The sequence below is a fragment of the Faecalicatena faecalis genome (assembly GCF_012524165.2).
Lineage (GTDB): Bacteria > Bacillota > Clostridia > Lachnospirales > Lachnospiraceae > Faecalicatena_A > Faecalicatena_A faecalis.
Map to the genome: position 1 here is coordinate 1 of NZ_JABACJ020000039.1, position 22,977 is coordinate 22,977.

Below are 22,977 nucleotides of genomic sequence, written 5' to 3' on the forward strand. Positions count from 1 at the left end.
CCCCTCCACGGGGCGCATACCGCCTTTTCTTGTTATCCAGCCCTCCGGCTGTATCGGTTGAGCAAAAGTCCGCGTGGGATTGATGTGGTATCTTTAACTTTGGGAAACTCCCTTCTCCCACTTGTTCACAGCCGGAGCCGATACCCCAAGATATTTTGCCAGCTCATCCTGGGTCATGCCCCGCTCCTTCCTGCTGCTTCTAATAATTTCGTGAATCTTCATAAATACCTCCTAAAGCGGTCATATGTTGCTAAGATTCTTCGTTTACATCCCGCTTTTCCATTGTGATCTCATCAAGAAAGCAGAGAAACAGATTCCGAAAATCCGCCTTGACTTACCTCTTCCTTCTTGTTTTCAGGATAGCAGACATCCTATGAGTTAACAATAGAATAGTCGTTAAATTCTGTTAACAAAATTAACCAGCAGTTAAAAAGCCAGAATTCCGCACATCCTATCCATTGCGAAATTCTGGCTTTCTTAATTTCCTGATTCGTCTTTTTATTCATCAAATTTTATTTCAATATGATAAATCGAATTTTCTTTCATAAATTCTTCCACATCATTTCCTTTAGCAACTCGTTCCTGAAGTTGTACATACTTCTCCACATCCGGCTCCTGGAAATAATAGATTGTTATTTTAGATACATTATGGTCCTGCACTGGTATCATGCCCAGCTTATCCACCATATACTTTCCATCTGCATCTAATACGAATCTGATGTCTCCTTCCTTTGTTGCATCAGCTTCGTTTAATATAATCTCATATGGCGTCTTAGTTACGGATATAATCCCTTGTCCTGTTGGTGCAAAATCATTACTCTCTTTTGTAATCGTTTGTTCTGTATCCATCGTTACTTTTGCCGATAAGTCCCAGCCGGCATCCGAGAATGTCTCAATTTTGCCAGTTTCATTACCAACTTCTATTCGATTGATATGCATATCCCATTGAAACGAATCTGGTATTTCTACGGCAGAAAGATCTCCTATATTAAAATTAATTCGAAATGCTCCTGCAAATGTATGATCATCCAGAAATTCTCCGACCACCCACATATATTCATACCCTTGGGTTACCTCATCCTTCATAAAATCGAACTTATGACTGACATCCATGAATATCTGTTGTTTCATTTCTCCCTGTTCTTCATATCCTTCCTGTGCATATTGGGGGAATGCCTCGTTCGATTCAACTAGTACAGACACATTCAACGCCTCTGTATTGCAGTACAATTCCGATAAAGTCACCTTAATGCCCGCTGTCTCACTGACATTTGCCCCTTTCACTGGCTGCACATTTTTGCTGTAGTCCCCGGAATACTGCTGTTTATCCTGCACCTTATTAAATAGACGGCCAATGAGCGGAATCTGGCTTGCCATCACCGGATTTGAAATGCAGATTCCAAACCCAGCCGCCAGTAATACGGCCACTGCTGCACAGACAGAGATCAGCTTCATTCTCTGTTTCTTCTTATATAATATATGAACCTTATCTAAATTTTGATTTATTACATCATTCAGTTCTTTTTCTGGTATTTCTATTTCCTTAAATATGGTCTGCATACATATAATCCTCCTTCAAATATTTTTTTAATAAATCCCGCGCCCGGCTTAAATACGCTTTTACCGTTCCCTCCGGCGAATCCAGTACAAACGCAATTTCATTCACGGACATACCACTGAAATATTTCAGTATAATAACCGTGCGGTACTTATCTGGAAGCTGCTCAATTGCTTCATGAAGATCATACTGTTCTTCCAGTGACACCCCTTTATGTCTCTCAGAAATTTGTACTTCATTTATATCACTGTAATATACGATTTTTTTCTGCGCATCATTAGCAGCATTCATCAGAATTCTTGTGATCCACGTTTTAAAATGCTCCGCATTCTTCAGTGACCTGATATTCTGATATCCTTTGAGTACCGTTGTCCCGACTACATCCAGCGCATCCTCCTGATTTCGCATATAAAGAAATGCCATTTTATACAGATATGCCTGATATTCCTGGATCAACTGCCCATAAGCATCCGCATTTCCCCGGATCGCCTTTTTCACCAGCCTTTGGTGCTTTTCATCCTTATTCATCTGTTTTTGTTCCTTTCCGGTAAAATAAGTTTTTTGATACTTTGTATCACCGCGGCAGCAGTTTCCACACCTAAAGGTCTCATTCTTCGAATTTTCCTTTTGGTACCTGCTTTTATTTTACACTTATTAGACTTCACGCCCCCAGATTCGGTTACAAAATTTTGCCACATTATTTTTATGCATAACCATTGTATATTTTCAGTTTATCCCTGTATATTTATTTGCATTTTCTGTATAAAATGAATTTTTTTGCATTTTCTATTGCATAATTATAAAATATAGTGTATAGTATGTGTTAGCTCGTTGAACAATCACAGTTCAATATGAACGTCTTATTCAGGGCTTATGCTCAATGAGATACATTATTATACAAGTGAAATGCATTAGGAGGCAAATAAAATGAGTAAAGAAAAAGTTATTTTAGCGTATTCAGGCGGACTCGATACTACCGCAATTATCCCATGGTTAAAGGAAAATTTTGATTATGAAGTCATCTGCTGCTGCATCGACTGCGGACAGGGAGAAGAACTGGACGGATTGGAAGAGAGAGCCAAATTATCAGGTGCTTCTAAACTGTACATAGAAAATATTATCGACGAATTCTGTGACGATGTCATTGTTCCATGCGTACAGGCAAGCGCTGTTTATGAGAACAAATACTTACTTGGAACCTCTATGGCACGTCCGATCATCGCAAAGAAGCTGGTCGAGATTGCCCGCAAGGAAGGCGCTACTGCAATCTGTCACGGTGCAACCGGAAAAGGTAATGACCAGATTCGTTTCGAACTGGGAATCAAAGCACTGGCTCCTGATATCAAGATCATCGCTCCATGGCGTATGACAGACGTATGGACCATGCAGTCCCGTGAAGATGAGATTGAATACTGCCACCAGCATGGAATCGATCTTCCATTTGATGCAAAGCACAGCTACAGCCGTGACCGTAACCTGTGGCACATCAGCCATGAAGGACTGGAACTGGAAGATCCGGCAAATGAACCGAATTACGACGATTTGTTAGTTCTGGGAGTTACTCCTGAGAAAGCACCGGATGAAGGCGAATATGTAACCATGACATTCGAGGCTGGCGTACCGAAGAGCCTGAATGGAAAAGAGATGAAGGTCTCTGAGATTATAGCTGAATTAAATGCACTCGGCGGTAAACATGGAATCGGTATCGTAGACATTGTGGAGAACCGTGTCGTAGGTATGAAATCCCGTGGTGTATATGAGACTCCTGGCGGAACCATCCTTATGGAAGCACACGATCAGTTAGAAGAGCTTGTTCTTGACCGTGCTACCTATGAAGTAAAGAAAGATATGGGTAATAAGCTTGCACAGATCGTATATGAAGGAAAATGGTTCACACCACTGCGTGAGGCTGTTCAGGCATTTATCGAAGTAACACAGAAATATGTGACTGGAGAAGTGAAGTTTAAACTTTATAAGGGCAATATCATCAAGGCTGGAACGACTTCACCGTACTCACTGTACAGCGAATCACTGGCAAGCTTCACGACTGGCGAACTGTATGACCATCATGATGCAGAAGGCTTCATCAACCTGTTTGGACTGCCGCTGAAGGTACGCGCAATGAAGATGCAGGAGCTTGAGAAGTAAGGAATCAAGACTAGAGTTGGATAGAAAGAATTTTGTTGAGCAGCAACTAAATCTGTTAAAGGGGGATACCAAGTTTACCTAATGAAAACTTGGTATCCCCCTTCATACTCTCTCAAATATATCTCTGTTTTGTCGACGCTTTTATAGGCTCTCTCAACGAACAGTCTCTTATTCTTCTTCCCGATCGTTGGTCAGTTTCAGCTTGTCCAACACGAAGAACATCAGTCCCATCAGCATTCCAACTACGCATGCAAGCACCATTCCTGAAAGCTGGATTGTTCCGAACTGAACGGAAATTCCTGAAAGTCCGGTTACGAAGATTACGGATGTCATTGCCATATTTCTTGATTTTCCGTAATCTACCTGCGCCTCCACAAGGATGCGGATACCGGACGCACCGATCATACCATAAAGTAGGAAAGAAATACCTCCAATGACCGGACCCGGGATTGTGCTAATCAGTGTTGTCATCTTTCCGATAAAGGAACAGATGATAGACAGTACCGCCGCACCGCCAATTACATACACACTGTAGACCTTTGTCATTGCCATGACCCCGATGTTTTCCCCGTAAGTTGTCGTAGGCACAGAGCCAATAAAGCCTGAGACCATAGTAGAAAAATTATCCGCAAATAAGGAACGATGCAGGCCCGGATCTTTCAGCAGGTCTCTTCCTACCACCTTGCTGGTCACGATCTGATGCCCGATATGTTCGGATGCAATCACTAAAAGCACCGGAAGGATAATCACAATGGCCTCCCATTTGAATTTCGGTGTGGCAAAGTTCGGCAGGGAAAACCAAGCTGCCTGTCCAACCTCTCCAAAATCCACGATTCCGCACAATAACGCCGCAATGTAACCCGCTATAATTGCGATCAAGATTGGAATGACAGATAAAAATTTGCGAAACACCACAGAACCGATCACGGCTGTAAGAAGTGTTACCAGGAACACAATCACATTTTTAGAATCAACTACCTCCTCCTTTAATCCTGCATTGGATGCGGCTGTCCCAGCAAGCTCCAGCCCGATCAGCGCAACGACCGGTCCCATTGCTGCCGGCGGGAGCACGACATCGATCCAGTCTGAGCCGAATTTATAAATGATCAGCGCAAGTATACACCCACAAAAACCAACCACTACAAATCCACCCAGAGCATAATTATAGCCCCATTTGCTGATAACGATTCCTGCCGGTGCCAGGAATGCAAAACTGGAGCCAAGATAAGCCGGTGCTTTTCCCTTCGTGATTAAAATAAATAACAATGTACCAATTCCATTCATAAATAGTACAATGGCTGGATTGATTCCGAATACAAACGGAACCAGTACTGATGCCCCGAACATGGCGAACATGTGCTGAATGCTCAGCGGTACAAGCATCTTAAATGGAACTTTTTCTTCTACCTGAATGATTCTTCGATTTTCCATATAGCCCTCCAATTCTCTCCGTAAAATAGACACTCGCAATCCACTTTGCTGATTGCTCATGAATGCAGGCCGCACTGCTGCTTTGTCTGCATTCACTTTATCGTTCTCTATTGTACCACAAAGAAACAAATTAGAAAATTTATTTTATATGGAAATTTCCTCAAATTTTCAGTTTTACACTTACTTCATCACTGCTTTTATGACTCGAAGTGCATTTTGTGATTTGATCTTATCTATCTGCCGCGGGGTAATGCCTCTTCTGTACATTGCCTCCCATACAAGCTCCATATCAGACACATCATTGACCCACGATTCACGCGGCTCATTGTCGAATCCATCAAAGTCGGTTCCAATGGCAACAACATCCTCCCCACCGACCTGAATCATATGTAAAGCATGGCGCGCGATGTCATCCACCGCCGCATTTCCATTCTCGCAGAGAAATGCAGGATAAAAATTGAGACCTGCCACTCCCCCATTCTCTCCTAGTGCCTTCAGCATTTCATCGGTCAGATTCCGTGGATGAGAACAAAGAGCACGCGCATTCGAATGAGAGGCACAGATCGGCTGCCTGCTGATCTGGATGCAGTCCCAAAAACCGCCATCGGATAAATGAGAGACATCTACCAGCATCCCCAACTCATTCATCCGCTCCACGGTCTGCGCCCCGAACGCAGTCAGTCCCTGTTCCATGACAGAACTGTCTCTGCTGTTCGGATATCCAAGACAGTTCTCATAATTCCATGTCAATGTCATCAATCTGATTCCAGCCTCATACAGCGTACCCAGCCTTGACAGACTGCCATTTAAAACGCCCCCCTCTTCCACTGTCTTAATCGCAGTGATCCTCCCCTGTTCCTGATTTTTCAAAATATCCTCATAGGAGCATGCCACGTTGATTTTCTCATTCTGCTCCTGATCTATCCTTGCTGCCATATCCAATACGGCCTGCCAGGCTCTATCCCAGGCAGCGGCAGTGATTGCTCGGTCTTTCATCCCCTGATTCCAAGCATTTCCTTTGTCTGTCTCATAAGATACCGCATGAACAAAACAGGCAAAAAACTGTACCAACGTCCCCACCTTTTCCATCTTATCAAGACGGATGCAAAGCTTATTATTGACCAGACTCTCCTGTGCCGGACACTGCATCAGACGGCTGATGGTATCACAATGCATATCTACTAAATTCATCATCATTTCTCTCCTTTTCATTTCTCCCCCTCCGAAAGTCCTGCCATATCAGTGCCTTCGGCAGACAGGTCACTAAAACGATCCTTCAAATAGTACCCAAAGGTATATTTTCCCATCCTTTTACATACCCTATACTCAATATATTAGTGTACGGTTCTTCCGCTGTCAAACTATCTTATGCCAGAAAAGGAGTGCTTATGAAACCCAAAATCGGAGTTGTTGTCTGTGGACTTGCAGGCGACAGACAGTTTGTTACCAATACTTATATCCAGTCTATCCGCTATTCCGGGGGACTGCCTTTTATCCTGCCCTTGATTCGATCTGACTCTGCCATCCAGGAATATATCTCATTCTGTGATGGTTTTCTCTTCTGCGGCGGAAATGATATCACGCCTCTTCTATTTGGAGAGGAGCCTAAAAATGGTATAGGAAAAACAAATATCACCCTGGACCTCTTTCAGATTCGTCTGATGAAAGCTGTCCTCCCCACCAAAAAACCAGTATTTTCCATCTGCCGGGGAATGCAGGTCTATAATGTTGCGTGCGGCGGAACTATTTATCAAGACCTCTCTCTCCAGCCAGGCAGACCGCTGAACCATATGCAGCAGTCCTATTCCCGTTCTGAGGTCAGTCACAAGATTCATGTGGAAAAAAATTCACAATTGTATCAATATGTCGGTTCCAGACTGGATGTGAATAGTTTCCACCATCAAAGTGTCGGAATGCTGGGAAAAAATCTGACCGCCTGCGCACATGCAGCAGACAAGACCATTGAGGCCATCGAGATGCCGGGACATCCATTTGCGATTGGCGTGCAGTGGCACCCAGAATGCATGTACCGTACCTCACCTGAAATGCGGGAACTATTCTCTGAGTTTGTTCTGCATGCACGGCTTCGCCCACCTGTAGGAGCAGACAAGGATCTTCCCGGTAAGGATGCTTTTATAAAAACAGACTCTATCAAAGATAGCACTGCAAAAAACGATTCATCTGCGTCAGACCCTGGGGAAGAAAACTCCATAAAAATGAATACTGACAAATCCGGTTCTACAAAAAAAGAAATTTCTACCAGTACTAAAATATTTAATTATGAATAGAAACAGATGATGTATTTTTTCCATTCATTCAAATTATAAGCAGAAAAGACAACTGACAGAAATGGTCACTTTTACATGAATAATTCGATAATATTTTTCCCAGCCCCGGGCATAATAAAACTCGTAATCATTAATTTTTAAGGAGGTTTTAATATGTCTGAAATTTCTATGCTTGATTTACAGAACCTGCGTCATTTAATTGGCGGCTATGACACAACACATTGCAAAATGACTGATTATGCATCCCAGGCTGAAGATCCTGAGGTCAAGAAGCTGTTCCAGGATGCGGCTGATTCTGCAATGAAAAACAAACAAGATCTGATGAAATTCTTATAAGAGGTGACGCATATGAATGAAAAAACAATGGTTTCCGACGCTTTAGTCGGAGTAAATGGAGAATTAAAAATGTTTGGTGGTATGATTCCACAGACAGAAAACAAAGAGTTAAAGCAATGCTTAAAGCAGATCCGTAATGAATGTGAAATGTCCCAGGAAAAGCTTTATCAGGTAGCAAGAGAAAAAAGTTATTATGTTCCTGCGGCAAAGGCAACACAGGAAGAGATTGATCATGTAAAGAACATTCTGACACAGCCTAAGACATTTTAATCTCACCTAAGAATTCAAACTTCTGCTGATAAACAGCAATAGCTGCTATCGGGTTATGAAAAGGTAAACAAAAAAACGGAATACAATATACTAAATTGCAGGCACTTGCCTCATAAAGTATATTGCATTCCGTTTTTTATCCTTTTATTTTTCTGACTTCGTGTTCTATTTTTCTTCCTTTCGTTTTGATAACACCTGTGTCTTGAGGACAACGACTGCCCCAAACAGGAACGGCAATATATAGGTGGAGAATCGATAAATCAACATTCCTGATGCAGCCTTTGTCCTCCCTACAAGCGGGGTGAAAAGAAGTACAAAAACAAATTCGACTGCTCCCACGCCACCCGGTGCAGGAATCACACCAGATAACGCTGTCATCATAGCTGCTACGGACATCAGCATTGAAAGCTTCGGGGAATTCAACATTTGAAAGACCACTGCCGGTATAAAATACCACATACTGAGTTTTAAAAAATTAAGCATTATAACGTTCAATAGAAGTTTCCTATTTTTCAAGACCCTGTAAGCCTCTGTCCGAACAAGAACAGCCTTCTCTTCCCATTCATCTATTTTTTCTCTCTGCGTATCCTTCTGGGCTGCCCGACGTGCCAATGCAAGTGTTTTTTTATGCAATGGTCTATAGGTACAAAAAATTATAAGTACAGCTACTGTCACGACCGCCAACACACTCCCCAAAATCATTTCCTTCTGATACCCACCGTACTGATGGTTCATTTCCCCATAGTTACTCAGAAAGCCGAAAATAAAATACAAACAGATCGCAGCGCGTTGTACAGTATAATTAAGAGTAAAGATTCCCAAGCTGGCTGAAACAGGAATTCCTTTCTTGTTGACATAGTACATGCCTGCGGCAGCAGTCCCGCTTCCGAAAGTAACCACTCGGAAAAAGCTATAATAAAAAGAACATAAGATTCCATCCTGCCATGCAAATCCGGGAGCATAATTTCTCACAAGCTTTGCGACCGCTATCCCATCAAAGCAATTGTACAGGATGCTCAGTGAAAAGACACCCGCAATAATTTTCCAGGATGTATGATTCAATTCGCTCCAGATTTCTTCCCAGGAATCTTTTAATGTTAACCAGATCACTATGATTACAATTACCAGGAAAACCAGTTTCCAAACACTCTTTTTCAAAACAGATCCAACCCCGGTTTTCCCTTCTTCCTTTTTCAACGATGCTCACCTTACTTTTTCCAGAGCTCGTCTGCTTTTTCCTGCCATTCCTTTGCGTACTCAAAGCATTTTCCACACAAATGCTCTACTGATTCAGGTGACTGCATGTCTGTGGACTTTGCCCCTGTCCTATGTACCATTTCCATTAATTTCTCTGGATTCTCAAGCATCGGGCAAGGACGCAGATGATTCTCGTTGAATGGCTGACCTTCCCTGTATGCCATGAACAGCGGCTGTTTCAGTGCCTCAAGCAGACTGACCTCCTTGATGTTCGCACTGGAGTAGTGAATAAAGACACACGGCTCCACATCCCCATTTGGATTGATATGACAGTAGTTTCTGCCGCCGGCAATACATCCACCGACATATTCCCCGTCATTCTGGAAATCAAATGTAAAAATTGGTTTTCCACCTTCCATAGCCCGTATTTCACGAATCCTATGATACATATATTCCCTTTGTTCCTTTGTCGGCATAAGTTCTACAGCCGCATCATTTCCAACCGGCATATAATGGAAATACCATGCATAACGACATCCCTTTTCAATAATCATATCCAAGAATTGGTCTGAGGTCACCGTATCGATATTAGCTCTGGTATAACAAATTGAGGTCCCGAAAATCTGACCGTGTTTTTTTAAGGTATCCATGGCCTTCATGACTTGATCAAATACACCAGATCCGCGACGTCCATCATTGACCTCCTCATATCCTTCCAAACTGATCGATAAGGACAGATTACCCACCCGGTCCATTTCTTCACAAAAAGCATCGTCCACCAAGGTTCCATTCGTAAAAGCGTGGAATGCGCAGTCGTTATGTTTTTCACACAATTTGATGATATCTGCCTTCCTCACAAGCGGCTCTCCGCCTGTATACATATAGAAATAAATTCCCAGTTCTTTTCCCTGGGTGATGATACTGTCCAGTTCCTCGTATGTTAATGATAAGGTATGCCCATATTCTGCTGCCCAGCAGCCCGTACATTTCAGATTACATGCACTGGTCGGGTCCAAAAGTATCAGCCATGGAATATTGCACTGATATTTTTCCCGGCTCTCATGCATAATTTTCGTCCCACTCAACATGGCCTCAAAGCCAAGATTCATCGCAGTCGTACGAATGACATTAGGACTGACTTCATCCAAGATCCGGTCTACATAAGTCATCCATTTGCCTTCCGGGTCCTGAATCATCCTCCTTGCAGCCTCATAACTCTCGGGGCGGAATCTATCCTTTGCAAAATTTTCTGTCAGATCTACAATTTTCAAAAAACTTTTTTCACGGTCCTTGTTTATATGCCTCATAGCTGAATCAACCACTTTTCCAAAAGCAGCTCTTTCTGCCTGATGTCTTATTTTTCCCATAACCCTTTCCTCCATTTTCTAAAAAACTTCTCCAAAGCGGATATTCGGAATCTCCTTCGCTTCTTCCTGATGAGATGATATCGTACCTCTCAATTCTTTTCGTATGTTCCACCAATTATTGTCTTCATAAATACGGTCGTTTCAGCTAATTCCGCGAATCAAAAGTTCGATTCCCCCAATTAGAAGAATGCAGCCTCCCAAAGTAACGATTTTATTCTTAGATTGGCACCCCATCCAATATCCGGCATAAATCCCCACAATCACACTCAATGCTGTGACGATTCCCACACTGACCGTTGTAAAGAAAAAATCAGTCTGAAAAAAACCGAATCCGATTCCTGCAAGAAATGCATCTATGCTTGTAATGCATGCCCATATGGCAATCTGCCTTACCCCTACCGTGCCATCCTTCCTTTCAATGATCACTGTCTGTTTCCCGGCTTTTACTATCATGTACAGCCCCAGTCCCACAAATATAATGACGGATAGAATCCTCCAATGTACTGCCGCACGTCCCGCGGATGTCTTAATCATTGAAATATTGGTAATCATATTTCCAAGAAGCAGGCTTGCCATCTGCCATACCGTAAAAATCGTACAGATTTTAATGAGTGGACCTTTTCTAATTTCCGGCATCATCGCACCTTTATACAAAGCATACGCAAACACATCCAGGGATAATCCGACTGAAATCATAAGGATTTCAAATGCTGCCATTTTCCTCCTCTCCTTCCCTTCCATTTGCTTGATTTTATTCTAGCACCCGGACAATACTGACAGAATATGCAGCTTTTTCACATTGTATCTCAATCAGCACAATCCATCCTATCTGCCTTCTTTCCGGCTACAATTCCCAAAATCTGTCGCCCCGACAGACACGAGATATTCCACAAGCTTAGTAATTATGGTATAATGCTCGCACTTAGCGAGGTCTTTTCGAGCTTAGTAAGACATATACCTAATTACTTTGCGAGGTATTTTACGAGCCTAGTTATTATGGTATAATGCCCGCACTTAGCGAGGCGTTTTCGAGCTTAGTAAGACATATACCTAATTACTTTGCGAGGTATTTCACAAGCTTAGTAATTATGGTATAATTTGTGGAAAGGAGCGATTTTATGGAAGATAAGAAGGAATTAACAAAGGATTTACTCACGATGTCATTCAAAGAGCTGGTCATGCAGACCCCCTTTGATAAGATTACAATTAAGATGATTACCGACGGTGCCGGCGTCATACGTCCCACTTTTTATAAGCATTTTCAGGATAAATATGAAGTCATTGAATGGATTTTAGAAAAAGAGATTGCTGATAAGATTCAGGTTCTTGTCGATAATAATATGGAGGAGGGCGTTTTCCGCCTTCTGTGCAGTTGTCTCGAAAAAGACCGCGAATTATATAAAAGATTATACACAATAGAAGGCCCAAATTCCTTTGAAAATCTTTTGTATCAGTATGTCTTCAATCTGCTGCTCTCATTGCTTAATAAGTACCCCCTGCGGTCCCCAGACAAAATTGCGATGCTGTCCAAGGACGCGCTGGCCAGGTTCTATACATTTGGGCTGACAGATTCCTTAAAATACTGGATCACTCACGATACCCCCTATTCTTCTGATCAGGTATGGGAGGCTTATAATTATATCATCCGTAATTCCATCTTAGATGTCATTGAATTTCCCAGATAGAAATCAACCTCATGTGGGACGGGGCTATAAAAGCTGCACATTGCTGTTCAGTCTGACAGCAGCTTCATGGGCACAGCTTCGGAAGATGCCTTTGTAGTCTTCTTTCATAATGTTCCTTTCCAGGACGTCATAGAGAACTTCCAGCTTTCGCTCCAACTGCTTCATTGAATTTTCTTTTGAATTACTCATTTGTCTCACAGTTGGTTCCGTCATAAAATACTCTTTTGCTGCAACAACATCTTCTTCCTCAAGTTTTAATTTATACACCACCGTCTCCGCAGCCAGACAGGCCGCGCCACGCAGAAGTACGGGTTCACAGATATTATCCAGATAAAGTTCCCTGTAATCCATGCATCGCTGTTCCAGCAGCCTCATGACTCCTCTCCTGCTAAAATATTTCAAAAATTTCTGTTCATATGCTGTCTTTTCCAAATATTCCAGTATAAGGTCGATCCCCTTTTTCTCCAAATTCAGATTCAGTACAGGGTAATCCAATGTAAGTATCTGGTTCTGCGGCTCAAATCTGACATCGTATTTTGTAAAAAATACAGGCATCCCTTTGATGATTGTTTCTCTATAATTCCGGCATCCAAAATCATCAAAACCGACCGCAATCTGATGATATAATTCCTTGGCTGTAAGCACCTTGTTAAGTGCAATCCGATATCCCTCTTCGTAGGCAGTCATACATCCAATCTGTGCTCCTTCGAGTAAACTATCCCGCTTCTCCCCCTCACATTCACGAATGCAATACCAAACGGCCTCCATCAACTGCTGTGCCGTATCATAGGAGATGGATGTACTTTCTTTGGATGTGTACTTATCTGCCAAGCGGGCAACCACAGGCATTAGTTCCTCTACCTTATAATTCATAACAGTTCCTCCAGATTTTTATTACCAAAACAATTCCTTTACGACCTCCATATACAATTCACTGTCCCAGCGTTTTTCTTCGTCAAACTTCTCATAATCCCCGCTGCCCATACTATCTATGAACCCATCATACCCATTCCTGATTGCATCAGTATAAATAGTAAGACAGGTATCCTCCAAATAATCCAGGCTTCCTGCGCAGATTCCTTCGAACTGTTCTCTCATAAAGGTCAGAATCTCATCATCTGACATACGGTCTAAAGAGGCATTCTTGAATTTATAAAAAATGTCTTGGAGACGTTCCAAACTTTTAAGATAATTCTGCTGATCCAAATACTGCGAATCGCAGAAAACAAAAATCAGCTTTTCCAAAATCCCTGCGCCCCATTCGAAACGACGGTGTAATTTCAAACTTTCCTGATGCGTTTTGACTAATTCTTTTACATCATCCTCCTTTAACACCAGACCAAATTGCTGTGTCTTCTGATTCATCCCCAATACGACAGACAACTCCTCCTGCCTTCGCGCCGCCTGCATTAATTCAAAAACCTGCTCCTCCATGACATTGCCCCTTTCTTCCATAAACGAACCGCAAATCTTAGTTGGTATGTTATTCTACATCCGTTCCGATATCTTTACAAGTCTTGAAAAAAAGACCATTTTGTAGTATAGTAAAAATGGAGATGAGGTAGAAAATGAAATTCTGCCTCGTTTTTTATTCTCAAATTTTAAATACTTAATCCAGTCTAATCAATCAGGAGGATATTTATGCACGAACAGAAAAGAAGTTCAAAAGGTCTGATTATAGGTCTAATTATTTTAGTTGCTGCATGTATCGCCGGGCTGTTCCTTTACCAAACATGGATGCCGAAAGGGGCAAAGGGCACGAAAACTGTTATGGTAAAAGTATCTCACAGTGATCAAAGCACGAATGAATTTAAATATCAGACAGAGGAAGCTTATCTGGGAGAGGTCCTCAAAAACGAAGGACTTGTGGAGGGAGAAGACGGACCATATGGACTGTTTATCACTTCTGTTGACAATGAAAAGGCTGACGACTCCAAGCAGCAATGGTGGTGCCTCACCAAAGGCGGTGAACAGGTCAACACTTCCGCAGATCAGACGCCCATCGAGGATGGCGATGTATTCGAACTGACATTGACAGAAGGATACTAAATACAGAAGGATACTAATTGTGGGCAAGAAAGAAGGAGCATTATGAAAACAAAAGATCTGGTGATCATGGCTATGTTAACCGGGGTCATTTTTGCGGCCCAAGTCGCTATGGCCTCGCTGCCGAATATAGAAGCAGTCACTCTTCTGGTCATTCTATATACACAACTGTATCGAAAAAAAGTGTTTTTTATTCTTTATTCGTTTATCGTATTGGAAGGTCTTTTCTATGGATTTGGCCTATGGTGGTTCAATTACCTTTATATCTGGCCCCTGCTTGCACTACTTGTTCTGTTACTGGTCAAGACCTCACATTCCCCTGTATTCTGGTCCATCGTTGCCGGTGCTTACGGGCTTTGTTTCGGGATGCTCTGTGCCATCCCTTACTTTATTACCGGAGGAATGGGAGGCGGACTCGCCTACTGGATCAGCGGGATACCTTATGACATTCTGCACTGCGCAGGAAATACCGTACTCTGCCTGTTGCTATATAGACCGCTGTATCGGGTGATGACACAGATGCTTAAGGCAGGTATTGTAAGAACATAATTTTTCATAATAAAAAAAGCACAGGGGACATCTAAAATTCCTCCGTGCTTTCGATTTTATTCCACCTTTTCTTCCCAGAACAGCTCATCCAGCGTCTTCCCCAGGGTATGGCAGATAGCAAGACAAAGTTTAATTGTCGGGTTATAATCCCCTTTTTCTATGGCATTGATCGTCTGTCTGGAAACACCGACTGCCTCAGCAAGCTGCTGCTGTGACATATCATACGCGGCACGGGCAGACTTTAATCTAAGATTCTTCATTGTCCTTATTCATCCCCTTCGCGTTTATCCTTCTGAAACTTTAGTACTATAGTAACTAATACAATGAATAATGTAACTGCCAGAAATAGATTAATATATGCATAGTCCATATCTCTTTTTCCATGGAAGAAAATAGGAACTGCGGCCATTATGTTTATTGCAAATGCTGCTGCAAAAGTGATGACATACTGCCTGGGATTCTCCCATAATGAAAAATAAGCATCATTCCATATGCTGATCACTGCAAATACTGCTATGGATATACAGATTCCAAGTGATACTCCTACCATACCCTTTCCCCAATAGACTCCTGTCATATCCTGGATAATGCCATACAAGACAAGATAAGCAATCAGGGAAAAGAATCCATACTTAAAGGCTTTTCCTCGTGCGGCCGTCTGGCGCTCATCATATTCGCATTTCTTGCCCCCATTTTTTATGCGTTTTGATATCGCAACTACAATGATCCCTACCATGATTCCTGCTAAAATTCCTAAATAATAATAACTGCTGTGACCCATTTTTCTTCCTCCTCTTCCATAAAGAATCCTTTTTAACGCGTATCCATTCTCTACTTACGTTGTCTTTCATCCTATAAGCATTTTTACTTCTCTTCTATAATTCACATTATAGCTTTCGTTTTACTTTATGTCAACTATATTTTACATATTTTCAATTAAATCATTCTTTATGTAACCCAAACCGTGTAAGGGGGTAAATAGTAACCCGAGAATCCCGTTTGTAATCCAAGGGTCCCGATTTGTAAATGAAACTCCAGTTTTGTAATCGAGATTCCCTGTTTGTAAACGAAACTCCCATTTTGTAAGTAAGATTCCCGGATTTTCATTCTTATTTCTATATGGTATAATACATTCAGTAATAAATTTGCGTACAACAACCAGAGATCAATTCCCTCTCGAAATTTTTGTATTCGGAGAATCCATCCCTGTTTTGATTGGATAGAATTGTTCTATTCTGGCGGCACTCTGCAAATTTATCTGTTACTTTTTGAGAAGTTTCGGTTTTAGGATAATGTTCTCGGCGGCAACCGGTGAACATCCCAGTTTCTTAAGCACATCTTCTCCATAATAAAAGCTGAACGCTTCGTATGGGCTACGGTTGTTCAGCTTTTTTCTTTTATAAGAATTGATATGGTTCATCATTAGAACGATATCTTTCTGGGTTAAATCGTCAAAACTGCTCCCTTTGGGCAGAATACGACGAATCAATTCGTGGTTCACTTCACAGGCTCCCTTTTGATATGGAGCGCTTGGATCACAATAAAATACATTCGTTAGATTACATGGAACTGTATTGCGCTGTTCAATTTCTTTTGGATTTGAAAACTCACTTCCGTTATCTGTCAGAATAACCGGAAACAAACGACGGAATGTTTCGATCCCAAGTACTTTATCCAGCAGGTTCATAATCTCTATTATAGAAGCGGATGTATTCGCCTCCCTTAAAAAGGCTAACATCAAACTGGTTTCTACAAAGTGTATCGTATAGTGTGCATTTGGGCAGCTGACTGCAGCCATTACACACATAAGGAGGTTTATTTTTGACAGAACAGACATCCTCTACAAAATCCGGGCAGTGGAATATGCATTCAGAACACAAACTGCATTTATATGTGGATGGATGCGTACAACCAGCTCCACACAGCTTTTTCGCTTTACATATAGTACGGAACCGGCATGGATTATAAGGATATCCAGGACGACCACTTTTCTTGTCATAGGAATACCTTTTAATTTCCTTAGTAATCGTTGTGCGGTCTTTTCCCAACTCTTTTCCGATCGCACCAAAAGAGGCATTCTCCTGAAGGCGTTGTGCAATAATCATTCGATCTTCATATGATAAAAACTTTGACATGGTGACTCCTTTCCAGCCGCCAGAAATCAAAGCATAACAGAAAAAAGACCAACTATCCAGTCAGTCTCATTTCATTTGTAAAAGAAAATCCATACCTTTCTTTTACCTCAATACCTATTAACTTATTACACTCATCTGAGATAGCAGGTATGGAATCTCTGATTACAATTGAGGAACCGTGTAAGGAAGGTAAATAGTAACCCGAGAAAACCGTGTAAGGGAGATCACCTGTGGAAAACCGTATGTGTGCTAAGTCAAGTAAGACATTTATAATTTTCACCGAATATTATTCGGATAACTTCTTGACTTTCTAATCTCGTTGTCTTACTCTTAACTTAATAGACAATCGGGAATCTACCGGTGTTTCTTCTATCGGATCATTCACGAAATATCTAACTACAATTATAAAAAGGAGAGGTTATTATGGCTCAACAATTATTGGAAGAAGCCCAGAGCATGCGTGAAGAATTGATATCCTGGCGTCGTACACTGCATCAAATTCCAGAAACAGGACTGTCTCTGCCTGAAACAGTGGCGTTTATCAAGGAAAAATTAGAGGAAATGGCTATTCCCTATCAGATTTATGAGGAATGCTCCTGCATTACGGCGGTGATTGGACACGGCGGCAAGTGCTTTCTGCTTCGAAGTGACATGGATGCGCTCCCCATCGAGGAAGAATCCGGCGAATCCTTTGCTTCTACAAATGGAAAGATGCATGCCTGCGGACATGATATGCACGCCGCCATCTTGCTTGGGGCTGCAAAAATTCTAAAGTCACATGAAGAAGAGCTCAAAGGAACTGTAAAACTCTTTTTCCAGTCCGGAGAAGAGACTTTTTCTGGTGCTCAGGCAGCCATCCATGCTGGAATACTGGAAAATCCCAAGGTTGATGCTGCATTTGCTATGCATGTAGCTGCTGCCCTTCCGAACAATGTCCTCATATATGGTGATTACCCTATGGCTGCTGTCTACGGCTTTCGCATCACTTTGACCGGGAAAGGGGCACACGGCTCCATGCCGCAGATGGGTGTGGATCCAATTAACACAGGCGTACATATCTATCTGGCCCTTCAAGAGCTCCTGTCCCGTGAGGTTTCTGCCACAGATGAAGCCGCATTGACAGTTGGTCGATTTGATGCCGGAAGTGCAGCAAATATTATTCCAGAACGGGCCATTCTCGAAGGAACCTTAAGAACATTCAAGCCTGAGATCACCCAATATCTGATTAAGAGAATTAAGGAAGTCACTGATTCCATTGCCTCTGCCTACCGCACCACTGCAGAAATCGAGGTACTCAGCAACGTTCCGTCCGTGGGCTGCAATCAGGAACTAACAAAGGGAATTCTCCAAAGTATTCAGGAGATGGATTCTAATGTAAAGGCCCTTCCGCTCTATCATGTGATGGGTTCCGAAGACTTTGCATTCATTACAGAAAAAATACCAGCCACCTACTTCGGTATCGGAGCTGGCGTCACAGATCAGTCAAAATGGGTGGGACAGCACAATCCTAAAATCCTTTTCAATGAAGACTGTCTTCCCTATGGTGCCGCTATCTATGCAAAAGCTGCGATGGACTGGCTTTCCTCCCATGAAGGATAAACGTGATACCAGGAACAAAATATCTTTTGCCCCAACATCATGTCATAAGAATAAGGGACGGATATCATGTCCCGTCCCTTACTCTCTATGGCCCTGAAACAGAGTGCGCAGCATTTAAGTGTAAATGGAAAAATCCAGATAATGTTGCTTACATTCTGCGTTCATAAACTAAATCTACGATTCCATTGTATCTCTTTGTATTCACCAGTCTCAATTTTATTTCACTGCTTTTCCCTTCAAAGAGACGAATCCCATCACCCAGTATTGTTGGAATCACTGAAATGTAATACTGATCGATCAGATCTGCTTCTATCAATGGCCTGATCACCGCTGCCCCACCGCAGATCCAGATATCTTTTGAAGAGATTTCTTTCAAATCCCGTACTAATTTGCACACATCTTCATCCACAAATACAATCTCTTCTGTTGAAGGAAGTCTCCTGTGAGTCAGCACATAACTTTTCAGCCCACTGTAAAACCACTTTCCAGGCGATAATTCCGTTATAATTTGATGATACGTATTCCATCCTATCACAACTGTACTGATTTCTTTGATAAATTCATCATAGCTTACCATATCATCCTGCTGTGGCTCCTGTCCCATCAGCCAGTCCACATTTCCCTCACAATCTGCAATATATCCGTCAAGGCTCATAGCAATAAATAATACCACTCGTTTCATAGCAGCTCCTTTCACCTCGGAGTCCTCCATTCATTCCCTTACTTTTAAAACCCCTGCTATAGACTCCATCGTTTTATTATTGACCACATTTTAGAATCTATTAATCTTTGTGGTGCAAATCGTACATTTTCAAAGCAGATATTCGTAATCCGCTTCGCTGCTTCCTTGATGTGGTTAATTTTACAATCGACAATTGGACCAAAAAAGGATATGCTTAATATAACCAAATATAGAATAGATATATCCACAAAATATATAAGGAGGTTCTTGTATGTCCCAAAATCAAATGTTTCAAAATAAAGTTGCCGTTATAACAGGTGGTGCGAAAGGCATCGGTAAGACCATCGCCAGAGAATTCCAGAAAGCTGGCGCAACTGTCTGCATAATCGACAAAGATGTGAACGACTACTTTACCGGAGACTTGGCGGATAAAGATACTTTAGTCCGTTTTACCCAAAAAGTCATTGCTGATTATGGACATATCGACTATTTGATCAACAATGCACTTCCCCTCATGAAGGGAATTCCAGACTGTACCTATGAGGAGTTCCAGTATGCACTCCAGGTCGGCGTTACTGCACCCTTTTATTTATCCAAACTGTTCCTGCCCCACTTTGCGCCCGGTGCCTCTATCATCAACATCTCTTCCTCCCGGGATCGCATGAGCCAGCCGAATACAGAAAGCTACACCGCAGCAAAGGGTGGAATCGCTGCCTTGACCCATGCGCTGGCCGTCAGCCTGGCAGGTCGGGTAAGAGTCAACTCCATCTCTCCCGGATGGATCGATACGGATTTTGCCCAGTATCAAGGGGCCGATGCCCTGCAACAGCCTGTCCACCGTGTAGGCAATCCTCTTGATATCGCCAATATGGTGCTCTTTCTCTGCTCGGATAAAGCTGGATTCATCACGGGAGAGAATATCTGTATTGACGGCGGCATGACCAAACAAATGATCTATCACGACGACTTCGGCTGGACTCTGGAACCCTGACGTATGTACGAGTTTACAAATCTAACAACTGTTTCTTTTTTGCATCATATTCTTCCTGTGTGATGGCACCCATATCGAGAAGCTGCTTGAATTTCAATATCTCATCTGCAACAGATAAAGAAACTGTTTCCACTGCGGCTTCTGGTGCCTCCCCGTGTTGTTGGGAGGCTGACTGGACAGATCCCATCTGACTAGAAGGCGCTCGATTAGAAATTTCAGATTCCTCCTTTATCACTTTCACTCTTTTTCTGATAAACTCATATAGCACCTTTGCTTCATTCTTAATATCCTCGTCCGAAGAAAAGAAAAACAAAATATCCTCTTCTGAGTCCTCTTCATATTCACTTTTCTGAAGCCTGATAAATCCATACGCTTCTTTTCCGACCGGTTCCACGAATTTCACAATCTGATATTCACCATAATCAACCAAACGTTCGCCCCATTGTACACCACGCATAGCCTTGGTTCCTCCGCTTAGCTGTTCTGAAATTGCTTTCAATGCAAAACTTTTCCCGGTTTTCACAATTTGTCGTTTCAAAGACCCTTTCACTGGCAGTATATCTCCAACAACATCTCCAATAATGTCTACCGCCTTCTGTGTGGTCTTAAGGCCATCCAGCATATCCACCGAAGGCTTCTGCCCTCTTTCCTCTGGTATCATCAACTTTAGATACGCTTTTTCTATTTCTTTATAATCAAATTTGCCTGTCGTATTGATGATACAGTACGAATCACATACTGCCATCTTCTGACCACTGTGTCCATCGAAATTCTTTACTAGCCCTTCCACTTTTTTACTTGTAAAAAAATCTGCTAGATCATTGATTACCTTCGTAGGAAATCCATTCTCCGCTGCATTTTTCATTACTATTTCCTTTTGTTTTTCAATTTCCTCATTTGTTGAATATTCTTTATTTTTCCATGTCGGTGAAAGAATTTTCATCGAACATATTTTACATAAACAACTATTTCCGTACTCTTCCGGCATAAGACTTTTTTTGCCGCATACACTACAAAACTCCATACTCTTCTCCCGCTTTAGAAATTAAGTATTGTAATTTTATCATTACTTCCAATCCCAATTATTTATATCTCCTAGTTATCCTTATAAATTTATTGTTCTTTATAACTTACCGATTATCACGGATTTTTCTTCCCTGTAGAAAATCATAGCATTTCTTTTCCTCCAAATTTTTGTCATTCCCTTTTCATTATTTTCGAATATTAGTATAACATGAAACGATATGAATTGCTAAGATTATAAGTGGTGTCGGCTGAAGATTACGCATATCATATTCCAAATAAATTGTTCCTTACGATGACTTTTATCTTTTCTTTACTATTTTTCAAACACGATCGACAGTTGTCATGTTAAATATGATATACTGTATTTGTCAATATACCAGGATGAAATATTTCTCATGGCATCAGAAATAATCCGCCAGGAATGTTATGTTATAAAATACATAACAACAATACTATAAAAAGGATGAAAAGATATGAAATACACATGGATTGATGAATATCTAATGGAAAAACCAAGTGTTACAAAGGATTTGAAAAAGGAATGGAACTGGATTCGTTATATGATCGGTGGAAAAATGTTTGCTGCTATCTGTCTCGACCAGGATGATAAGCCCTATTATATCACGCTAAAGTTGGAACCTTTAGAGGGTGATTTTCTTCGACAGCAGTATGAAGATATTATCCCGGGGTATTACTGCAATAAAGTACATTGGAATTCTATAAAACCAGATGGCTGTGTACCGGATGATCTGCTGCGGGATATGTTGGATAAATCCTATAAGCTGGTGCTGAAAGGTTTCAGTAAGAAAAAGCAGCAGGAAATTTTATCCACCACCAACTGTTAAAGGCTACCTTTGATTATATTGGAGCTGGGTGTTGTCTTGGTGCTTCTCCTGACAGAATCATGTACTTTTATTATGATTCAGAACAGTATTTTAAGTATATCAGACCAGTGTGCAGGATGTAGGGTTACTTGGAAGATGAGATTTTACAAATGAATGGAGGAAGAATAAAAATGACGAAATCTATATGTGGAGTTGATTGTACCAAATGTGAATTGAGTAATACCTGTAACGGATGTACGGAAACAAAAGGACGTCCCTTTGGCTCCGAGTGCATAGTTGCATTATGTTTAAAAGATGGCGAGAATGCTTTATGCGAATTCAAGAAAAATTTGATTGCAGCATTTAACGAGCTTAATATACAGGATATGGAATTGGTCACAAACCTTAATGCTCTTAAAGGTTCATTCATCAACATTAAATATCCATTGCCAAATGGACAACTTGTTAAGTTTTGGGACGATAACAAAATATATTTTGGAAATCAATTACACAAAAAAGACAGTGACAGGTGTTATGGAATTGTAGCTGACGAAAAATATCTCCTGGTCGCTGAGTATGGCGAATATGGCTCCAATGCTGAGGTGATTGTATTTAAGCGTTGGAGATAAACATTTATACCACATTTATACTACCCAACAACTAGGAAGAGAGTAATTCCGAGATAAACATTTATACTACCCAGCAACTAGGAAGAGAGTAATTACAGCGGTAATGAGTGTGTGAAGAAATCTCTGTAAAAGCAGATCTTCTATGATAATGGTAGGGCTGAAGGCTTCTTTATGAGCATTCAGCCCTTGGTTTATATATAACGCATATATTTGCGT

23 protein-coding genes and 3 pseudogenes are annotated in these 22,977 nt (G+C 41.5%); 11 read left to right on the plus strand and 15 right to left on the minus strand.

Annotated features, from left to right (window positions below; translation table 11 throughout):
- Positions 1-102: 102 nt before the first annotated feature.
- From HGO97_RS22585 to HGO97_RS22595, 3 genes and pseudogenes are all read right to left on the minus strand, one after another.
- Positions 103-222: pseudogene (locus HGO97_RS22585) on the minus strand (helix-turn-helix domain-containing protein); the annotation flags it as partial.
- Between the two features lie 276 nt (positions 223-498).
- Positions 499-1,560, minus strand: a complete 1,062-nt coding sequence (locus tag HGO97_RS22590; RefSeq protein WP_216245450.1) for a DUF4179 domain-containing protein — start codon at positions 1,558-1,560, stop codon at positions 499-501.
- The gene (locus tag HGO97_RS22595; protein ID WP_216245451.1) at positions 1,544-2,086 is read right to left on the minus strand and encodes a sigma-70 family RNA polymerase sigma factor; all 543 of its coding nucleotides are present in this window, start codon (positions 2,084-2,086) and stop codon (positions 1,544-1,546) included. The genes HGO97_RS22590 and HGO97_RS22595 overlap by 17 nt, the downstream gene beginning before the upstream one ends.
- 399 nt (positions 2,087-2,485) lie before the next feature.
- Between HGO97_RS22595 and HGO97_RS22600 the strand changes: the two genes are divergently transcribed.
- Positions 2,486-3,706 (plus strand): argininosuccinate synthase, encoded by a 1,221-nt coding sequence (locus tag HGO97_RS22600; RefSeq protein WP_216245452.1) that lies wholly within the window; start codon positions 2,486-2,488, stop codon positions 3,704-3,706.
- 168 nt (positions 3,707-3,874) lie between these two features.
- Here HGO97_RS22600 and uraA read toward each other — a convergent pair whose 3' ends face one another.
- Positions 3,875-5,137 (minus strand): uracil permease, encoded by a 1,263-nt coding sequence (gene uraA, locus HGO97_RS22605; protein ID WP_216245453.1) that lies wholly within the window; start codon positions 5,135-5,137, stop codon positions 3,875-3,877.
- Positions 5,138-5,317: 180 nt separating this feature from the next.
- Positions 5,318-6,349 (minus strand): dipeptidase, encoded by a 1,032-nt coding sequence (locus tag HGO97_RS22610; RefSeq protein WP_246597718.1) that lies wholly within the window; start codon positions 6,347-6,349, stop codon positions 5,318-5,320.
- Between the two features lie 176 nt (positions 6,350-6,525).
- Between HGO97_RS22610 and HGO97_RS22615 the strand changes: the two are divergent.
- From HGO97_RS22615 to HGO97_RS22625, 3 genes and pseudogenes are all read left to right on the plus strand, one after another.
- Positions 6,526-7,221, plus strand: a pseudogene (locus tag HGO97_RS22615) (gamma-glutamyl-gamma-aminobutyrate hydrolase family protein); the annotation flags it as partial.
- A 357-nt stretch (positions 7,222-7,578) separates the two neighbouring features.
- Positions 7,579-7,761, plus strand: coding sequence for a hypothetical protein (locus HGO97_RS22620; protein WP_216245454.1), 183 nt, complete (start codon positions 7,579-7,581; stop codon positions 7,759-7,761).
- Between the two features lie 12 nt (positions 7,762-7,773).
- Positions 7,774-8,031, plus strand: coding sequence for a spore coat protein (locus HGO97_RS22625; protein WP_216245455.1), 258 nt, complete (start codon positions 7,774-7,776; stop codon positions 8,029-8,031).
- Between the two features lie 165 nt (positions 8,032-8,196).
- Here the strand turns inward: HGO97_RS22625 and HGO97_RS22630 are convergent, their stop codons facing one another.
- The 3 genes from HGO97_RS22630 to HGO97_RS22640 all read right to left on the minus strand — a co-directional run bounded on the left by HGO97_RS22630 (position 8,197) and on the right by HGO97_RS22640 (position 11,312).
- Complete coding sequence (locus tag HGO97_RS22630; protein ID WP_216245456.1) at positions 8,197-9,189, minus strand: lysylphosphatidylglycerol synthase transmembrane domain-containing protein; 993 nt, start codon at positions 9,187-9,189, stop codon at positions 8,197-8,199.
- Positions 9,190-9,239: 50 nt separating this feature from the next.
- On the minus strand, positions 9,240-10,595 hold the full coding sequence (locus tag HGO97_RS22635) for a radical SAM protein (protein ID WP_216245457.1): 1,356 nt from the start codon (positions 10,593-10,595) through the stop codon (positions 9,240-9,242).
- A gap of 141 nt (positions 10,596-10,736) precedes the next feature.
- Complete coding sequence (locus HGO97_RS22640) at positions 10,737-11,312, minus strand: manganese efflux pump MntP (RefSeq protein WP_216245458.1); 576 nt, start codon at positions 11,310-11,312, stop codon at positions 10,737-10,739.
- A gap of 401 nt (positions 11,313-11,713) precedes the next feature.
- On the opposite strand from HGO97_RS22640, the gene HGO97_RS22645 reads away from it, so the two are divergent.
- Complete coding sequence (locus tag HGO97_RS22645; RefSeq protein ID WP_216245460.1) at positions 11,714-12,280, plus strand: TetR/AcrR family transcriptional regulator C-terminal domain-containing protein; 567 nt, start codon at positions 11,714-11,716, stop codon at positions 12,278-12,280.
- Positions 12,281-12,304: 24 nt separating this feature from the next.
- Here the strand turns inward: HGO97_RS22645 and HGO97_RS22650 are convergent, their stop codons facing one another.
- Positions 12,305-13,153 carry a DUF6179 domain-containing protein gene (locus HGO97_RS22650; protein ID WP_216245462.1) on the minus strand — a complete coding sequence of 283 codons (849 nt, stop codon included), beginning with the start codon at positions 13,151-13,153 and terminating at the stop codon, positions 12,305-12,307.
- Positions 13,154-13,174: 21 nt separating this feature from the next.
- Complete coding sequence (locus HGO97_RS22655; RefSeq protein ID WP_216245464.1) at positions 13,175-13,714, minus strand: DUF6323 family protein; 540 nt, start codon at positions 13,712-13,714, stop codon at positions 13,175-13,177.
- 207 nt (positions 13,715-13,921) lie between these two features.
- Between HGO97_RS22655 and HGO97_RS22660 the strand changes: the two genes are divergently transcribed.
- Positions 13,922-14,329, plus strand: a complete 408-nt coding sequence (locus tag HGO97_RS22660; RefSeq protein ID WP_216245466.1) for a DUF4430 domain-containing protein — start codon at positions 13,922-13,924, stop codon at positions 14,327-14,329.
- 42 nt (positions 14,330-14,371) lie between these two features.
- Positions 14,372-14,875 (plus strand): hypothetical protein, encoded by a 504-nt coding sequence (locus tag HGO97_RS22665; protein ID WP_216245468.1) that lies wholly within the window; start codon positions 14,372-14,374, stop codon positions 14,873-14,875.
- A 56-nt stretch (positions 14,876-14,931) separates the two neighbouring features.
- Here HGO97_RS22665 and HGO97_RS22670 read toward each other — a convergent pair whose 3' ends face one another.
- The 3 genes and pseudogenes from HGO97_RS22670 to HGO97_RS24630 form a co-directional block, all read right to left on the minus strand.
- On the minus strand, positions 14,932-15,135 hold the full coding sequence (locus HGO97_RS22670; protein WP_216245470.1) for a helix-turn-helix transcriptional regulator: 204 nt from the start codon (positions 15,133-15,135) through the stop codon (positions 14,932-14,934).
- Between the two features lie 5 nt (positions 15,136-15,140).
- Positions 15,141-15,656 (minus strand): hypothetical protein, encoded by a 516-nt coding sequence (locus HGO97_RS22675; RefSeq protein ID WP_216245471.1) that lies wholly within the window; start codon positions 15,654-15,656, stop codon positions 15,141-15,143.
- 480 nt (positions 15,657-16,136) lie between these two features.
- Positions 16,137-17,010 (minus strand): annotated as a pseudogene (locus HGO97_RS24630) (transposase).
- Between the two features lie 423 nt (positions 17,011-17,433).
- Between HGO97_RS24630 and HGO97_RS22685 the strand changes: the two are divergent.
- A complete protein-coding gene (locus HGO97_RS22685) occupies positions 17,434-18,609 on the plus strand; it encodes a M20 metallopeptidase family protein (RefSeq protein WP_246597720.1) in 1,176 nt (391 codons plus the stop codon).
- 148 nt (positions 18,610-18,757) lie between these two features.
- Here the strand turns inward: HGO97_RS22685 and HGO97_RS22690 are convergent, their stop codons facing one another.
- Entirely contained in the window at positions 18,758-19,291 is a 534-nt protein-coding gene (locus HGO97_RS22690; protein ID WP_216245472.1) for a dihydrofolate reductase family protein, read from the minus strand.
- A 286-nt stretch (positions 19,292-19,577) separates the two neighbouring features.
- Between HGO97_RS22690 and HGO97_RS22695 the strand changes: the two genes are divergently transcribed.
- Positions 19,578-20,282, plus strand: a complete 705-nt coding sequence (locus HGO97_RS22695; RefSeq protein WP_216245476.1) for an SDR family NAD(P)-dependent oxidoreductase — start codon at positions 19,578-19,580, stop codon at positions 20,280-20,282.
- 13 nt (positions 20,283-20,295) lie between these two features.
- Here HGO97_RS22695 and HGO97_RS22700 read toward each other — a convergent pair whose 3' ends face one another.
- Positions 20,296-21,225 (minus strand): SHOCT domain-containing protein, encoded by a 930-nt coding sequence (locus tag HGO97_RS22700; RefSeq protein WP_246597722.1) that lies wholly within the window; start codon positions 21,223-21,225, stop codon positions 20,296-20,298.
- Between the two features lie 556 nt (positions 21,226-21,781).
- On the opposite strand from HGO97_RS22700, the gene HGO97_RS22705 reads away from it, so the two are divergent.
- Both HGO97_RS22705 and HGO97_RS22710 read left to right on the plus strand, forming a co-directional pair.
- On the plus strand, positions 21,782-22,153 hold the full coding sequence (locus HGO97_RS22705) for an MmcQ/YjbR family DNA-binding protein (protein ID WP_216245473.1): 372 nt from the start codon (positions 21,782-21,784) through the stop codon (positions 22,151-22,153).
- A 128-nt stretch (positions 22,154-22,281) separates the two neighbouring features.
- Positions 22,282-22,761 (plus strand): DUF3795 domain-containing protein, encoded by a 480-nt coding sequence (locus HGO97_RS22710; protein WP_246597725.1) that lies wholly within the window; start codon positions 22,282-22,284, stop codon positions 22,759-22,761.
- The last annotated feature ends 216 nt before the right edge of the window (positions 22,762-22,977 follow it).

Bases quoted from the DNA above. Each gene is read 5' to 3' on its own strand.
- HGO97_RS22590 (WP_216245450.1), bottom strand. From the start codon at position 1,560: ATGCAGACCATATTTAAGGAAATAGAAATACCAGAAAAAGAACTGAAT.
- HGO97_RS22595 (WP_216245451.1), bottom strand. From the start codon at position 2,086: ATGAATAAGGATGAAAAGCACCAAAGGCTGGTGAAAAAGGCGATCCGG.
- HGO97_RS22600 (WP_216245452.1), top strand. From the start codon at position 2,486: ATGAGTAAAGAAAAAGTTATTTTAGCGTATTCAGGCGGACTCGATACT.
- uraA (WP_216245453.1), bottom strand. From the start codon at position 5,137: ATGGAAAATCGAAGAATCATTCAGGTAGAAGAAAAAGTTCCATTTAAG.
- HGO97_RS22610 (WP_246597718.1), bottom strand. From the start codon at position 6,349: ATGAAAAGGAGAGAAATGATGATGAATTTAGTAGATATGCATTGTGAT.
- HGO97_RS22620 (WP_216245454.1), top strand. From the start codon at position 7,579: ATGTCTGAAATTTCTATGCTTGATTTACAGAACCTGCGTCATTTAATT.
- HGO97_RS22625 (WP_216245455.1), top strand. From the start codon at position 7,774: ATGAATGAAAAAACAATGGTTTCCGACGCTTTAGTCGGAGTAAATGGA.
- HGO97_RS22635 (WP_216245457.1), bottom strand. From the start codon at position 10,595: ATGGGAAAAATAAGACATCAGGCAGAAAGAGCTGCTTTTGGAAAAGTG.
- HGO97_RS22640 (WP_216245458.1), bottom strand. From the start codon at position 11,312: ATGGCAGCATTTGAAATCCTTATGATTTCAGTCGGATTATCCCTGGAT.
- HGO97_RS22645 (WP_216245460.1), top strand. From the start codon at position 11,714: ATGGAAGATAAGAAGGAATTAACAAAGGATTTACTCACGATGTCATTC.
- HGO97_RS22650 (WP_216245462.1), bottom strand. From the start codon at position 13,153: ATGAATTATAAGGTAGAGGAACTAATGCCTGTGGTTGCCCGCTTGGCA.
- HGO97_RS22655 (WP_216245464.1), bottom strand. From the start codon at position 13,714: ATGGAGGAGCAGGTTTTTGAATTAATGCAGGCGGCGCGAAGGCAGGAG.
- HGO97_RS22660 (WP_216245466.1), top strand. From the start codon at position 13,922: ATGCACGAACAGAAAAGAAGTTCAAAAGGTCTGATTATAGGTCTAATT.
- HGO97_RS22665 (WP_216245468.1), top strand. From the start codon at position 14,372: ATGAAAACAAAAGATCTGGTGATCATGGCTATGTTAACCGGGGTCATT.
- HGO97_RS22670 (WP_216245470.1), bottom strand. From the start codon at position 15,135: ATGAAGAATCTTAGATTAAAGTCTGCCCGTGCCGCGTATGATATGTCA.
- HGO97_RS22675 (WP_216245471.1), bottom strand. From the start codon at position 15,656: ATGGGTCACAGCAGTTATTATTATTTAGGAATTTTAGCAGGAATCATG.
- HGO97_RS22685 (WP_246597720.1), top strand. From the start codon at position 17,434: ATGGCTCAACAATTATTGGAAGAAGCCCAGAGCATGCGTGAAGAATTG.
- HGO97_RS22690 (WP_216245472.1), bottom strand. From the start codon at position 19,291: ATGAAACGAGTGGTATTATTTATTGCTATGAGCCTTGACGGATATATT.
- HGO97_RS22695 (WP_216245476.1), top strand. From the start codon at position 19,578: ATGTTTCAAAATAAAGTTGCCGTTATAACAGGTGGTGCGAAAGGCATC.
- HGO97_RS22700 (WP_246597722.1), bottom strand. From the start codon at position 21,225: ATGAAAATTCTTTCACCGACATGGAAAAATAAAGAATATTCAACAAAT.
- HGO97_RS22705 (WP_216245473.1), top strand. From the start codon at position 21,782: ATGAAATACACATGGATTGATGAATATCTAATGGAAAAACCAAGTGTT.